14 protein-coding genes are annotated in these 14,858 nt (G+C 66.9%); 11 read left to right on the top strand and 3 right to left on the bottom strand.

The genetic code is table 11. The annotated features are described in order from the left end of the window. The first annotated feature begins 12 nt into the window (after positions 1 to 12). From nikC to WS61_RS09925, 9 genes are all read left to right on the top strand, one after another. On the top strand, positions 13 to 927 hold the full coding sequence (gene nikC / locus WS61_RS09965) for a nickel transporter permease (RefSeq protein WP_059500309.1): 915 nt from the start codon (positions 13 to 15) through the stop codon (positions 925 to 927). Position 928: 1 nt separating this feature from the next. Then, on the top strand, positions 929 to 1,843 hold the full coding sequence (locus WS61_RS09960) for an ABC transporter ATP-binding protein (RefSeq protein ID WP_059500308.1): 915 nt from the start codon (positions 929 to 931) through the stop codon (positions 1,841 to 1,843). Then, complete coding sequence (locus WS61_RS09955) at positions 1,840 to 2,616, top strand: ABC transporter ATP-binding protein (protein WP_059500307.1); 777 nt, start codon at positions 1,840 to 1,842, stop codon at positions 2,614 to 2,616. Before WS61_RS09960 ends, WS61_RS09955 begins: the two co-directional genes overlap by 4 nt. Positions 2,617 to 2,746: 130 nt before the next feature. Then, entirely contained in the window at positions 2,747 to 3,001 is a 255-nt protein-coding gene (locus WS61_RS09950) for a GlsB/YeaQ/YmgE family stress response membrane protein (RefSeq protein ID WP_059500306.1), read from the top strand. 552 nt (positions 3,002 to 3,553) lie between these two features. Then, the gene (locus WS61_RS09945; protein ID WP_082742103.1) at positions 3,554 to 4,117 is read left to right on the top strand and encodes a fimbrial protein; all 564 of its coding nucleotides are present in this window, start codon (positions 3,554 to 3,556) and stop codon (positions 4,115 to 4,117) included. A 114-nt stretch (positions 4,118 to 4,231) separates the two neighbouring features. Then, positions 4,232 to 4,975 carry a molecular chaperone gene (locus tag WS61_RS09940; RefSeq protein WP_059500369.1) on the top strand — a complete coding sequence of 248 codons (744 nt, stop codon included), beginning with the start codon at positions 4,232 to 4,234 and terminating at the stop codon, positions 4,973 to 4,975. A gap of 230 nt (positions 4,976 to 5,205) precedes the next feature. Continuing rightward, the gene (locus tag WS61_RS09935; RefSeq protein WP_257127231.1) at positions 5,206 to 7,770 is read left to right on the top strand and encodes a fimbria/pilus outer membrane usher protein; all 2,565 of its coding nucleotides are present in this window, start codon (positions 5,206 to 5,208) and stop codon (positions 7,768 to 7,770) included. Between the two features lie 9 nt (positions 7,771 to 7,779). Next, complete coding sequence (locus WS61_RS09930; protein ID WP_257127230.1) at positions 7,780 to 8,733, top strand: fimbrial protein; 954 nt, start codon at positions 7,780 to 7,782, stop codon at positions 8,731 to 8,733. A gap of 503 nt (positions 8,734 to 9,236) precedes the next feature. After that, positions 9,237 to 9,572: a hypothetical protein gene (locus WS61_RS09925; RefSeq protein WP_059500303.1), complete on the top strand. Its 336-nt coding sequence runs from the start codon at positions 9,237 to 9,239 to the stop codon at positions 9,570 to 9,572. Positions 9,573 to 9,634: 62 nt separating this feature from the next. Here the strand turns inward: WS61_RS09925 and WS61_RS09920 are convergent, their stop codons facing one another. From WS61_RS09920 to WS61_RS09910, 3 genes are all read right to left on the bottom strand, one after another. Beyond that, on the bottom strand, positions 9,635 to 10,507 hold the full coding sequence (locus tag WS61_RS09920) for a LysR substrate-binding domain-containing protein (protein ID WP_059500302.1): 873 nt from the start codon (positions 10,505 to 10,507) through the stop codon (positions 9,635 to 9,637). A gap of 118 nt (positions 10,508 to 10,625) precedes the next feature. After that, on the bottom strand, positions 10,626 to 11,525 hold the full coding sequence (gene bla / locus WS61_RS09915; protein WP_059500301.1) for a class A beta-lactamase: 900 nt from the start codon (positions 11,523 to 11,525) through the stop codon (positions 10,626 to 10,628). A gap of 211 nt (positions 11,526 to 11,736) precedes the next feature. Next, positions 11,737 to 12,594 (bottom strand): peptidoglycan DD-metalloendopeptidase family protein, encoded by an 858-nt coding sequence (locus WS61_RS09910; protein WP_059500300.1) that lies wholly within the window; start codon positions 12,592 to 12,594, stop codon positions 11,737 to 11,739. A gap of 498 nt (positions 12,595 to 13,092) precedes the next feature. Between WS61_RS09910 and WS61_RS09905 the strand changes: the two genes are divergently transcribed. Both WS61_RS09905 and WS61_RS09900 read left to right on the top strand, forming a co-directional pair. Further along, positions 13,093 to 13,989 carry a LysR family transcriptional regulator gene (locus WS61_RS09905; protein WP_059500299.1) on the top strand — a complete coding sequence of 299 codons (897 nt, stop codon included), beginning with the start codon at positions 13,093 to 13,095 and terminating at the stop codon, positions 13,987 to 13,989. A 46-nt stretch (positions 13,990 to 14,035) separates the two neighbouring features. After that, positions 14,036 to 14,422, top strand: coding sequence for an ester cyclase (locus WS61_RS09900; RefSeq protein WP_059500298.1), 387 nt, complete (start codon positions 14,036 to 14,038; stop codon positions 14,420 to 14,422). Positions 14,423 to 14,858: the final 436 nt, after the last annotated feature.

Below are 14,858 nucleotides of genomic sequence, written 5' to 3'. Positions count from 1 at the left end.
GGCCGCCCGATCATGAATGCCGAGCGTCTCACGCTGCGCGCGTGGCTTCTTTCCGATGCGCCCGCGTCGCGCTCGCAGGCCGCGTTCGGCCTCGCGTACCGCCGCTGGCGCCGCTTCGCGGTCAATCCGCTCAACCTGTTCGGGCTCGCGATCCTGGTCGCGCTGATCGCGGTCGCGATCGTCGGCCCGCTGATCATGCCGCACGATCCGCTGCGCCAGGTGCTGGCCGACCGGCTGCTGCCGCCCGGCTCGCCGTCGCACTGGTTCGGCACCGACCAGCTCGGCCGCGACATCCTTTCGCGGCTGATCGCGGGGTCGCGCCTGACGCTCGGCATCGCGCTGCTCGTCGTCGTGATCGTCGTGCCTATCGGTCTGCTGATAGGCACGACGGCCGGCTATTGCAGCGGCTTCGTCGACAGCGTGCTGATGCGCATCACCGACATCGCGCTGGCGTTCCCGAAGATCGTGCTCGCGCTCGCATTCGCGGCCGCGCTCGGCCCCGGCGTGATCAACGCGGTCGTCGCGATCTCGATCACCGCATGGCCCGCGTATGCGCGGCTCGCGCGCGCGGAGACGATCCGCATCGCACAGGCCGACTACATCCATGCGGCGCGGCTGCAAGGCGCGTCGGGCCCGCGCATCCTGCTGCGCTACATCATGCCGCTGTGCATGTCGTCGGTGATCGTGCGCGCGACGCTCGACATGGCCGGCATCATCCTGACCGTCGCGGGCCTCGGCTTTCTCGGCCTCGGCGCGCAGCCGCCGAGCCCCGAATGGGGTTTCATGGTCGCGTCGGGCCGCAACGTACTGCTCGACGCGTGGTGGGTCGCGACGCTGCCCGGCATCGCGATCCTGCTCGTGAGCCTCGCGTTCAACCTGCTCGGCGACGGGCTGCGCGACGTCTTCGATCCCCGCCATGGAGCGTGACATGCCGATGAATTCCACCGCCGCGCCGGCGCCGCTCTGCGAGATCGACGGGCTGAAGATCGGTTTCCGCGGGCACGACGGCAGCGTCACCGACGCCGTGCGCGACCTGTCGCTGACGCTCGCACCGGGCGAACGGCTCGGCATCGTCGGCGAATCGGGCTCCGGCAAGTCGCTGACGGGCCGCGCGCTGCTCGGCCTGCTGCCCGACGCCGCGCGCTGGTCCGCGCACACGATGCGCTTCGCGGGCCACGACCTGCTCGCGATGTCGCCGCGCGAACGCAGGCGGCTATGCGGCAGCCAGATGGGCATGATCCTGCAGGACCCGAAATATTCGCTGAACCCGGTGATGACCGTCGCGAAGCAGATGGGCGAAGCGTTCCGGCTGCACGAGCCGGGCTTGCGCGGCCGCGCGCTGCGCGAGCGGATCGTCGACGCGCTCGCGGCCGTGCAGATCCGCGACCCGGCGCGCGTCGCCGATGCGTATCCGCACGAGCTGTCGGGCGGCATGGGCCAGCGTGTGATGATCGCGATGATGGTGTCGACCGGCCCGCGCCTGTTGATCGCCGACGAGCCGACCTCCGCGCTCGACGTTGCGGTGTCGATGCAAGTACTCGCGGTGCTCGATGCGATGATCGCGCGACACGGCACCGGCCTGATGTTCATCAGCCACGACCTGCCGCTCGTGATGTCGTTCTGCGACCGCGTCGCGGTGATGTATGCGGGGCGCGTGGTCGAAACCTGCGCCGCGCGCGACCTGCGCGATGCGTCTCATCCCTATACGCGCGGGCTGCTCGCGGCGCATCCGCCGCTCGCGAACCCGCCCGCCGAACTGCCGGTGCTGCGGCGCGACCCGGCATGGCTCGAGCCCACGCCGCCGGCCGCCGTACGCGCCGATCGACAGGAGGCCCCACGATGATCGACGTCGATCACGCATCGATCCGTTTCCCGACCCGCACGGGTCACGTCGACGCCGTGCGCGACGCGAGCTTCGCGGTACGCGACGGCGAAGTGTTCGGGCTCGTCGGCGAATCGGGTTCCGGCAAGTCGACGCTGCTGCGTGCGCTGACGGGCCTCGCGCCGCTCGCGTCCGGCAGCCTGTCGATCGACGGCCGCCCGGTGGGCGGCACGCCCGATCGTGCGTTCCGCCGCCACGTGCAGATGGTGTTTCAGGATCCGTACGCGTCGCTGCATCCGCGCTTCACCGTCGACCAGACGCTGCGCGAGCCGCTGTCGATCCATGCGATCGGCGACGCCGACGCGCGGATCGCCCGCGCGCTGTCCGAGGTCGGGCTCGGCCCGGCGTTCCGCTTCCGCTACCCGCACCAGTTGTCGGGCGGCCAGCGCCAGCGCGTGGCGATCGCGCGCGCGCTGATCGTCGAGCCGCGCGTGCTGCTGCTCGACGAGCCGACGTCGGCGCTCGACGTGTCGGTGCAGGCCGAGATTCTGAACCTGCTGCGCCGCCTGCATCGCGAGCGCAACCTGACGATGATCCTCGTCAGTCACAATCTCGCGGTGATCGGCTTCCTGTGCCAGCGCGTCGCGGTGATGCGGCACGGCGAGATCGTCGAACAGCTGCGCATCGAGGACGTGCGCGCCGGACAGGTCGCACGCGACTACACGCGCACGCTGCTGCAGGCGACCGAAGGCTACCGCCGCCTCGATCCGGTGGCCGACGCGTCCGCCACGTGACATCCGCCGGACGCGAACACATGCGATACTGCGCACGCCACGTGCCGGCTTGCCGCCGCGTGGAACCCCTTGCGCACTGCAGGGGTCAACTTCCTTTCGTCAACAGCTCAATCGCAATAGGGAGGCGTTCATGCTGCAATTCATCGAAACCCTGGTCGTCGGGCTCATCGTCGGCCTCCTCGCCCGCGCGTTCAAGCCGGGCGACGACAAGATGGGCATCCTGATGACCATCGTGCTCGGCGTCGTCGGCTCGCTGGTCGCCGGCTACGTCGGCCGCGCGGCCGGGTGGTATGCGCCGGGCCAGGGCGCGGGCTGGATCGCGTCGATCATCGGTGCGATCGTGCTGCTCGTGATCGTGGGTGCGATCCGCAAGCGCGCCGGCTGATCGCCTAACGCGCCGCTCGCCAGAGCGGGCACCCCAAGCAAAACGGCCGCTCGCACACGAGCGGCCGTTTTGCTTGGCGCGTTCCGATCGCGCGCCCAGGCGCCCGTTTGCGCAGGCGCGCGCACTGCGCCGCGATCGAATGGCGGGATATTGCCTCGCGTCGAACGCGAATCACGTGCGGCTTCCGAGGTCGCATGTCCGTCGTGCCAACGGCAAACACGTGAATCACGCAACACGGCGGGCCGCGGCACGATCCTCATCGCCGACAGCCGTTACGGGCACGACCGGGCTCTCCCTTCCCGCGCGACCCGCCCCCTCCTTCCCGGAGCCGTTCCGGTCCATCGGAAAGCAAGTTCAGGACACTCGGCTTCGGCCGCGCCCAACCCTATTTAACATTTTCTCGTACTCGTCCTACCAACTTCAAAATAGACATCGTAATCGTCTCATTAACAACGATTTCATAGACCTTCAAACTTCATTCCGAAACGCGATTGTGGTTTTTTAAATCACAAATCTGCGATTTTCAACGTAAATTCCTGTGGAGATTTGAAGATGGAAATCAAAAAAATTGCACGTGCGCTGCCCTTCGTCCTGATCGCGGCGGGCGCGACGGTCTCTACCATGGCCCACGCGTCCGACGGCACCATTTCGTTCGACGGCAAGGTCATCGCGTCGACGTGCAAGATCGACGGCGAATCCAGCGGTAACTTCACCGTTCACCTTCCCCCCGTCAGCACCAATGCGCTCGCCGCGACAGGGGCCGTCGCCGGCCGCACGCCGTTCTCGTTGTCGCTGAGCGGCTGCACCGTCGGCGAAGGCAATCCGGTGAAGGTCGGTGTCGTGTTCGAACCCGGTGCGAACGTCGATCAGTCCACCGGTCGCCTGACGCTCGACCAGGGCGAAGACAAGGCACAAGGCATTCAGCTCAACGTGCTGGATGCGCAGCAGAAGCAGATCATGATCGGTTCGGCTTCCTCGTCGAATCCGCCGCAGGCGGTCGACATCGGTGCAGACGGCAAGGCGAAACTGGACTATTTCACGGAGTACTACGCATCGGGCGCTGTGAAGGCCGGCGACGTGAATTCGCGCGTCGAGTATTCGTTGATCTACCAATAACGGGCGGCGAACGGCGGTCGCCTACGCGGCTATCGCCGAGCCATTCGGTTGCTGCCCGCGCAACGATTGCGTTGCACGGGCCGCATGGTCCCAACGATACGACGAAGCATGCTCATGAAACCGTTGAAACTCCTCCGCACCCTGACCGTCGCTGCCGCAGCACTCGCGACCCAGGCCGAAGCCAGCGTGATCATCGCCGGCACGCGCGTCGTCTTTCCGTCCAGCGAGCGCGAAGTGACGATCCAGCTGACGAACGACGGCAAGCGGCCTGCGCTGGTCCAGGCGTGGATCGACGACGGCGATCGCAACGCGCTGCCGGAACAGATCGACGTGCCGTTCGCGCTGACGCCGTCGATGTTCAGGATGGAGCCAGGCACCGGGCAGACGCTGCGCGTGATGCATACCGGCCAGCCGCTGCCGGCCGACAAGGAATCGCTGTTCTGGCTGAACGTGCTCGAAGTGCCGCCGAAGGCAACGGCCGGCGACAATCCGAACCGGGTGCAGCTTGCGTTCCGCTCGCGCATCAAGATCATGTACCGCCCGGCGAGCCTGAAGGGCGATGCGAATGCCGCTCCGGCACGGCTCGACTGGCGCGTGACCCGCACCGACGGCGGCCGCTATGCGCTGCAGGCAACGAACCCGACGTCTTACGTCGTCAATCTCGGCAGCGTGATGCTGAAATCCGCAGGACGCCAATACGACGCCGGCTCGGGCTATGTGCTGCCGGGCGCCACCCAGCGCTTCCCGATCAAGGATCTCGTCGCGGCACCCGCCGCCGGCGCTGCGGTCGGATTCGCCGCCATCAACGACTGGGGCGCGTCGACCGACATCGAACTCCCGGTGTCCGTCGCACCGTAACGCCGTCGGCCCGGACGGCCGCACCGCCGACCGATAGCGTCCCCCTTCCGTTTCCTTCCCTCCGGTTGCCCCGTCGGCCGACGCAAGACGCCGCTGGCCGCGCGCGCCGACCGTCGATCGCGCCACGGCGCGACATGGAGAAAACGGCACGGCTTCGGCCCGATGAACGCCAGGAATTGCGAATGTCTTCGAATCGACCTTTGAGAATCGGCACGGCACGGCTACCGCGCATGAAACTGATCCCGCTGTTGGTGACGGGCTGCGTCGCCACGTGGGTCGGCGACGGTCGCGCCCAACCGGCAGCGTCCGCTCAAGCCGCGACTTCGCAGCCCGAGCGGGTCGAGTTCGACGACGCCTTTCTTGCCAATCGCGTCGGCAAGAACTTCGACATCACGCGCTTCGAGCAGCGCAATATCACGGCCCCGGGCGTGTACGGCGTCGACATCCGCGTGGGCAACGACTGGATCGGCCGGCACGACGTGCGTTTCGCAGCCGTGGCCGACACGGCGGACGCGCAGCCCTGTTTCGACCGTGCGCTGCTGGAACGCGCCGGCGTCGACCTGACCCGGCTTGCGCCCGACGCCGTCGCGCGGCTCGACGCAAGCGAAGCCTGTCATCGGATCGGCGACATCGTGGCGGATGCGAGCGCGACCTTCGACTTCACGCGGCAGACGCTCACGCTCGGCATTCCGCAGGCGGCGCTCGTGCGGCGCGCGCGCGGCTACGTGAGCCCCGATCAATGGACATCCGGCGTGCCGGTCGGCTTGCTCGGCTACAACCTCAACGTCTACACGTCGAAAAGCAGCGGCGAGGCGGCCCGCACGCAAGGCTACCTCGGCCTGAGCGGCGGCGTGAACGTCGGCGACTGGCATCTGCGCCACGAAGGCTCGTACTCGTGGTCGTCGAGCGGCGAGCGCCAATATCAGGACATCGCCACCTATCTTCAGCGCGACCTGACGGCGCTGTCGTCGCAGCTCGTGATCGGCGAAAGCTACACGTCGGGCGAACTGTTCGATTCGACCCGGTTCCGCGGCGTGCGCGTGTCGACGGACGACCGGATGCTGCCCGATTCGCTGCGCGGCTACGCGCCCGTCGTGCGCGGCGTCGCGAACAGCAATGCGAAGGTGACGATCCGCCAGAACGGCGTGCTGCTCTACGAGACGACGGTCGCGCCCGGCAATTTCGAGATCGACGATCTGTACCCGACCGGTTACGGCGGCGATCTCGACGTGTCGGTGAACGAGGCCGACGGCACCGTACACACGTTCTCGGTGCCTTACGCGGCCGTGCCGCTGTCGCTGCGGCCCGGCATCAGCCGCTACAGCTTCGTCGCGGGCGCGCTGCGCAGCACGGGCGGCGGCCAGCCTTTGTTCACGCAGGCCACCTACCAGCGCGGGCTGACCAATCTGCTGACCGGGTACGGCGGCGTCACGCTTGCGGGCGGCTATGCGGCGTTCATGATCGGCGGCGCGCTGAACACGTCGTTCGGCGCGATCGGCATGGACGTCACGCATGCGACGACGTCGATTCCCGGCGCCAGGCGCTTCAACGGCTCGAGCATGCGCGTCAGCTATGCGAAATCGGTCGCGCAAACCGGCACCGACATCGCGCTCGCCGCGTATCGCTATTCGACGGACGGCTATTTCGGGCTCAACGATGCGATGCAGGCGCGCGACGCCGCGCGAAACGGCCTGTCGTCGAGCGCATCGGTGTGGCGTCAGCGCCACCGCGCGTCGCTCACGCTCACGCAGCGCCTGGGCGAGAAAGGCGGACGCGTAGACCTGACCGCGTCGGCGGCCGACTACTGGAACCGTTCGGGCTCGGACGTCAATTACACGGTCGGCTACACCAACAGCTTCCGGAACGTGTCGTACAACCTGTCGGCCACCCGCCAGCGCAATATCGGCGGCGACATGAGCACGCTGTATTACGCGAGCGTCACGATTCCGCTCGGTCGCGCTCGGCCGACGACGCTCACCGGCAATCTGTCGTACGACACGCGCGGTCGCACGCGCATGCAGTCGACGCTGTCCGGTTCGACCGGCATGGACAACGCGTTGTCGTACAGCGTCAGCGCGAACCACGCGTCCGGCTCGGGCATGTCGACGACGGACGGCAGCGGCAACGTCGCCTATCGTTCGCGAGTCGCCGAGTTCAGCGCCAGCGCCGGCGCAAGCGCGGATTACCAGCAAGGCTCGCTCGGCATGCGCGGCGCGATCGTCGCGCACGGCGGCGGCATCACATTCTCGCAGCCGGTGTCCGAGACGTTCGCGATCGTCGAAGCGCCGGGCGCGGCCGGTGCGCGCATCACCAACGCGTCGGGTGCGCGGGTCGACGGCAGCGGCTACGCGATCGTCCCGTATCTGACGCCGTACAGCCTCAACACGGTCGCACTCGATCCGAAGGGCATCTCGATGGATGTCGATCTGAAGGAAACGAGCCGGCAGATCGCGCCGCGCGCGGGCGCGGTGCCGCTGATCCGCTTCGCGACCGACAACGGCCGCGCCGCGCTCGTCCACGCGCGCCAGGCGGACGGCGCGCCGCTGCCGTTCGGCGCGGCCGTGTACGACGAGACGGGCAAGGAGATCGGCGTCGTCGGCCAGGCCAGCAGGATCTTCGTGCGCGGGCTCAAGCATGAAGGCGAGTTGACCGTGCAATGGGGCACGGACGACGGCTCGGCGTGCCGGATCACGTACGAGCTGCCGACCGTGAACAAACATCAACGGAAGTCGTCGGGACTTCAATCGATCGACGGCGTGTGCGCAGCCGCGCCGACACTCGCCGGCGGCGAATAAGGAGGGAGCATGCGTAACATTTCTCGATCGGACGTACCGACTCGACGCGATCGATCGGCGTTCGTGCCCGCTGCGATTCTATTGGCATCGGCTGCATGGTTCGCACCTGAGCCGGCGGTCGCGCGCTTGTTGTACGCATTCGGACAAACGTCCGTCTCGATTCCGTCGAACGCCGTATCGGGCACAATCGTGGCGCGCCAGTATTACTCGCCCGAGGAATTTTGCGGAAAGGACTCGTGCACGATCACGGGCGTCGTCCTCTCCGAGAAAGGTTCGATCTGGTCGTTCGCCAAAGGCCCGGATCTGCTGACGAACGTCTCCGGCTTGTCGACCCGCATGCTCGTCGACGGCACGCCGGTCACCTCGTCTCTCAGGACGACGGTGCGCAACGCAGTCGAAATTCAACTGTTCCGCGACGGCCGTGCCCCCGAAAGCGGAGCATTGAGTCCGGGCGCAGTCAACAGCTACTATCAGATCAGCTACAGATCCGGCCTCCTGGGTGACGAAACGTTCGTCTACCTGGCCACGAAAGTCAGCTTCATCAACGGCACCTGCTCGGTACCCGACCAGACCGTCACGCTGCCGCCGGTTCAGCAAAGCGCGTTCAAAGGCGTCGGCTCGACCACCGGCACGGTCGATTTCCAGCTGCGCCTGAACAACTGCCCGCCCGGCTACAACCGGATCGGCTATCAGCTTTCGCCTCTGGATGGTGCCGTCAGCGGTAGCCCCGGCACACTGCAACTGCGCCCGGGATCGACCGCCGCCGGCGTCGGCGTCCAGATCGCCGACGGCACGACCGGAAATCCATTGCCGTTCCAGCAATCGATCCCCGTGACCGGCTACAACAAGAACACGGGCGGTTCGCCGTCGATTCCGCTGCGCGCGTCGTACATCCAGACCGACGCAACCGTCAAGGGCGGTTCGGTGCGCGCCGCAGCCCAGGTGCTGCTCGACTATCAATGATGTCCGGCGCGTCGGCCGGCCGGCGTTCGCGGGCGGGGCGCGCACGCCCCGATCGCGAACGCTCGCTGATCCCGGTCGCCGCCTGCCCGACGACAGCCCTCGCTACCCGCGAAAAACGCCATTGCGAGATACGTGAAGCAACAGGCAGACGCCGGGCTCGAGATCGATATCGGACGGCCGCTCGATTGAGCGACCGTTTCCGCCGGCTCCCGCAAATTCGCGAGCGCGCCGATTGGCCGACTCCACCGCGATTTGCGTTCGAGATCGGCATCGGGCGACGGTCTTCTACCAGCTTCCGCCTCCGGCCATACCCTGCCTTGCGCCCGCACAAATTTGAGATAAATTGATTGAAGGAATACGCCGTCGTTTGCGTATTCCCGCTATTTCCGGATTTTCATTCAAGAGGTTCGATGAAGTTGCCGTTTACGCATTCAGCCCCGCAGCGTTGACGGACTGCCATTCGAGCGGCCTCGCTGCGACGCGCTTCCTCTCTGGAGCCTGTCATGAAGCATCGCCTGTTCGCCGCCTCGTTCGCCCTGGCTGCCTCGCTTCTGGCCACGTCCTCTTCATTTGCCGCCGGCACGTCCGGCATCATCTACTTCACCGGCATGATCGTCGAGCCGCCGTGCTCGTTCGCGCTCGACGCCACCGGCACCGCGCCCGCGCACGTGCGCGCCGACTGCCCGCGCCCCGCGACCGGACAGATCGCGTTCGTCGACGCGGCGAGCATGCGGGCCGTGAAGACCACGACCTTTACCCAGGCCTCTCGCGCAATCGTTTTACCGAACCGTCCGGGCAACGATCAGGCGCCGATGATCGCCGTCGTCACGTATCAGTAACGCGCGGCGCCGGTGCGGCATGGTGCGGTTTCGCGCCGCGGTCGGGCGCGTGCGATCGCCGGTCAGTCGCGATGGCAGGCGATCCAGTCGCTGAACGCGCGGATCTTCTGCTGGCTGCCGAGGCTCTCCGGATAGACGAAGTAGTAACGCGCGCCGGTCTCGAGCACGACGTCGAACGGCCGTTCGAGCCGGCGCGCACTGACGTCCTCATCGACGAGCGTCACGTCGCCGATCGCGACGCCGAACCCCTGCATCGCCGCGTTCGTCGCGAGATCGAGCGTGTCGAACGTCGGCCCGCGCGCGGGATCCACACGGCGCTCGCCCGCATGATCGAGCCATGCACGCCAGTCGCGATGGTCGCGCGTGGGATGCAGCAGCGTATGGCGCGCAAGATCGCCGGTCGCATCGAGCGGCGCGGTTTGTCGCAATTCGGGTGCGCAGACGGGCGTCAGCCGTTCGTCGAACAGCGGCAGTGCGACGACGCCCGGGCCCGGCGACGTCCCGTAGACGATTGCCGCGTCGAACGGCTCGCTCGAAAAATCGACGACGTGCTGCCACGCGGTCGTAATCTGCACGTGGAGATCGGGATGCTCGCCCTGGAAGCGCATGATGCGCGGCAGCATCCAGCGGATCACGCAGGTCGGCACCTTCAGCGCGAGATCGGTGCGCTGCCGCGTGAGCTTCATCGAGATGTCCTCGATGCGCGCGAAGCTCTCGTCGACCACCGGCAACAACTGCTCGCCCTCGGCCGTCAGCGTGAGGCCCTTCGCATGCCGCTTGAACAGCGGAAAACCGTAATGCGCCTCGAGCGTCTGGATCTGCCGGCTCACGGCGCCCTGAGTGAGACACAGCTGTTCGGCCGCACGCGTGAAGCTGCGGTGGCGGGCCACCGTCGAGAAGATCTGCAGCGCGTGCAGGGGCGGAAGTCGGCGCATGGCGAACGGAAAACAGGAAACGGCGAGGAAAACGGCGCGGAAGGGCCGCGCGCCAACGCCGGCGCGCGCTGTTCGACACGATAAGCCAAACGCCGGCTTTGCGCGAGATGCTGGATGCTCAGGCCGTCGCGGTCAGCGCGCCTGACGCGATGCGCGCCGCCGCTGCGACGACATCCGCGCGCGCGGCGGCGGCGGCCTCCGGCTGCGTGAACGACACGGCCATCACGATCGGTGCGCGCGACGGCGGCCACAGCACCGCGATGTCCGTCGTCGTACCGAAGCCGCCGGTGCCGGCCTTGTCGGCAACGCGCCAGCCGGGCGGCACGCCCGCCGCGATGCCGGTCGCCCCGCGTGCGCCGCCGACCATCCATTCCGTCAGTTGCGCGCGCTGCGGCTCGCGCAGCGCGTCGCCGAGCAGCAACCGCTGCAGCGTGTCGACCATTGCGACCGGCGTCGACGTGTCGCGCTCGTCGCCGGGCGTCGCCTTGTTCAGTTCGGGTTCCCAGTGATCGAGGCGGAAGGTGGTGTCGCCGCTTTCGCGCGCGAACGCCGTGACGGCCTGCGGGCCGCCGAGCACGCCCATCAGCAGGTTGCCCGCGCCCTTGTCGCCCGACTGCAGCATCGCCGCGCACAGCTGCGCGATCGTCATGCCGGTGTCGACGTGGCTTTCCGTAATCGGCGAGCCGGACACGATTTCATAGCGGCGGTACAGGATGCGGCGCGGCAGCAGCGATGCGTCGAGCGAACCGCGCGCGAGCATCGCGGCGGCCGCCATGACCGCATACGTGCCGCACAGCGGGAAGCGCTCGCGCGCATGGTGCGCGATGCGCACGCCGTTCGACGTATCGAGCGCGGCGACGCCGAGCCGCCCGTTCGATGCTTTTTCGAGCGCGGCGAGTTCGGCTTGTGCGGTGTGGGCGCGCCCCTGGTCGGCGACCGGCGCGGACGTGCATGCTGCAACGAACGGCGCGGCAACGGCGGCGAGCAACAGCGAGCGGCGTGTCGGAGAGTATTCCATGAATGCGATCTGTTCTGTCGGAAACGGTGGCTCGAAGCAACGCGGCCGCGCCTCGGCGACGCGCGACCACTCACGCCGACGGCCGGCCCGCGACGGCATTCGCCGCGCATCCCCGAAAGACGCCCGTCGGCCCCGCGCGAAGGCGGGATTCGAATGAACAGACCCTAGCGTAGCAGCGACCGCCGTCGCGTTCCAGCGAAACGGCCGCGCTTCACCCTTGCAACGAAGGCAGATACGGCATCGGATTCACCGGCTTGCCGTCGCGTCGCACCTCGAACAGCAGCGCGACGCGCGAATTGTCGAGATCGCCCATCTCGGCGATCGCATCGCCCTGATGCACGATGTCGCCCGTCTTCACGAGCAACTTGCGGTTGTGCGCATAGGCAGTCAGGAAATCGGCGTTGTGCTGGACGATGATCAGGCTGCCGTAATCGTTCAGGCCGGTGCCCGCATACATCACGCGGCCGTCGGCTGCGGCGCGGACCGGGTCGCCCGGCCGGCCGGCGATCTGGATGCCGCGGTTCTGCCCGGGCCGGAACCCTTCGACGATCTTGCCCGTTGCGGGCCACTTGAGCGCGACGCGGCCCGCATGACGCCTGGTTTCCTTGACGACCTCGCGATCGCTCGCGGTCGACGCGGCGGCTTGCGAATTGGCCTGCGCGGTGGCCTGGTTACCCACCGCGCCATTGCCCGCCACGGCCTGCGTGTCCGCCGCGCGCGCGGGCGGCAGCGGCTGCTGCCTGACGATGCGCAGCACCTGCCCCATGCGCAGCCTGCCGTTGGCGGTCAGCTTGTTCCAGGTGCGCAAGTCGGCCACGCTGCAACCGTTCGCGGATGCGATGCCCGTCAGCGTGTCGCCGCGTTTCACGACGTACTTTTGCGCGACGAGAATCGGCGCAGGCGGCATCGTGGCGGCCGACGGCGCGGCAGGCGGGCTCGAATCGGAAGGCTGCCCCGCCAGCGTGTCGCTCGGCGGAACGGACGGGTTACTTGCACAACCGGCCATGACGAGCACGGCGGCCAGGCCCGACAGCCACGCCGCCTTGCGGTGAATCTCGCGCGTTTTCATGGACGATCCGACTCCGGTTTGACAATCTTTCAAGCATCTCAAAAACGGAACGGCCGACGTGTAACCGGATGCAAACAATGATGACAAACGATCACGGACCGGATGCCGGCCGGCATTCGCTACCGGTAATACGGTCCGATCCGGAAAAACTTGATGGTCTTTTCGCTGAAAAACGGAAGAATTTTCGTTGTTAAAAACTATGACTGGAATGTTTCAATAGGCACGAGCACGCCATTCACCGTAACCATGCGACGAATTCGGCACACGCCCATGCGATGCCGCTGCACAGGAACAGCAGGTGCAACGCGATCTTGAACGACACGCCCCAGGACGAATCGGTCTGCATGACAGGCTCCCCGATGGATGTGCGTCCATCATCGACCATCGATCGCGCCCCGAAAATGCGGAAGCGGCGAACCGGGTCTCAGGCGGCCCCTGAGACCGGCGCGGCGGTTCCTGCTAACTTATCGACCACTCTCACCCATCGCTTCGCCCATCATGCGCTTCGACCTGACCGACCTGCGGCTTTTCCTCAATATCTGCGAAGCCGGCACGATCACGAGCGGCGCCGAACGAACGCACATCACGCTGCAGGCGGCGAGCGAACGCATTCGCGGGATGGAGGACGAACTCGGCGTGCCGCTGCTGCACCGGACCAAGTCGGGCGCGCAGGCGACCGATGCGGGCCGCGCGCTCGAACATCACGCACGCACCGTGCTGCAGCAGATCGATCACATGCGCGGCGAGCTGCAGCAATACGGCCAGGGGCTGCGCGGCCATATCCGGCTGCTGTGCAACACCGCGTCGCTGAGCGAATACCTGCCGGACGCACTGGCCGAGTACCTGCCGCACCACCCGAAACTGTCGATCAGCGTCGAGGAGCGCTCGAGCCAGGAGATCGTGCATGCGATCCGCAACAAGACGGCCGAGGTCGGCATCGTCGCCGATTCGGTCGGGCTCGGCGGACTCGAACAGAAGCCGTTCCGCGAAGACTGGCTGATCGTCGTCGCGCCGGCCGCGCATCCGCTCGCGTCGCGCGACAAGGTCGCGTTCGACGACATCGCCGGCGAAGACTTCATCGGCCTCACCGACGGCAGCGCGCTGCAAGTGCATCTGGCCGACCAGGCGCGCGCGCTCGGCAAACGGATCCGCTATCGCGTGCAGTTGAAGAGCTTCGACGCGATCTGCCGCGTGATCGCGAGCGGCGTGGGCATCGGCATCGTGTCGCGGCACGCGGCCGAGCGCGCGATGCAGACGATGGACGTGCGGCTCGTCGAACTGTCCGATCCGTGGAGCCATCGGAAACTGACGCTCTGCGCGCGGTCGTTCGATGCACTGCCGAAGTACACGCGCGAGTTCGTCGCGTTTTTGTCGGGCGACGCGCCGCCGCGGTGACGCGCGCCGCACTCGACTCGCCCCATCGACATACGGAGACATCGCCATGACCGATATCGATCTCGCAACCCGTTATCGCGCGTATATCGACTGCCTGAACCGGCAGGACTGGGCGGCGCTCGGCGAGTACGTGTCCGGCGACGTGATCCACAACGACCGGCCGCTCGGCCTCGCCGGTTACCGCGCGATGCTGGAACAGGACTTCCGCGACATCCCCGATCTCCGTTTCGAGATCCGGTTGCTCGCGTGCGACCCGCCGCACGTCGCGTGCCGCCTGCGCTTCGCGTGTTCGCCGAAAGGGACGTTCATGGGGCTCGCCGTCGACGGCCGCAAGGTCACGTTCGCCGAAAACGTGTTCTACGAGTTTCACGAAGGCAAGATCCGCCAGGTGTGGTCGGTGATCGACAAGGCGGCGATCGAAAAGCAGCTTTGAACGTCGTCGAAGCGGGGGCGTCGCCCGCGGCGCCCGGTGGGCAGCGGCGGCTCAATGCATTTCGATTCTTATGGATAACGTTTTCTCTCGTCATCCATCGAGAACCCCTTTCCATGCGATGCGCGCTTCCGCCACTCCCAAGCCGGTTCATCGCGCGCGGTGAACACGCGATCATCAAGAAAAATCCCGACGATTTCGTGTAATCCCGATTCCATTCCGCCTCCTCCGCTCCCGCCATTCGGGTTTCTACCGGCGTCTCCGACGAGAAAGTTCATTGACATCGCGCCGATCGATGCCTAAATTTGGAAAACGTTTTCCAATACCGAAGTGCGACGCCGGTCTCGGCCCGCGCAGGGGAAACGCTTGCCCGCTCGATTTGTGATTCAGGCCGTCCGTCTTCAGGGATCAGGGTTGCAAGGCGGAAGCCGGGTACGGG

It is taken from the genome of Burkholderia sp. ABCPW 11, assembly GCF_001523445.1.
Taxonomy (GTDB): domain Bacteria; phylum Pseudomonadota; class Gammaproteobacteria; order Burkholderiales; family Burkholderiaceae; genus Burkholderia.
The sequence above is the reverse complement of the archived record's forward strand: the minus strand, read 5'-3'. Positions and strand labels throughout refer to the sequence as shown.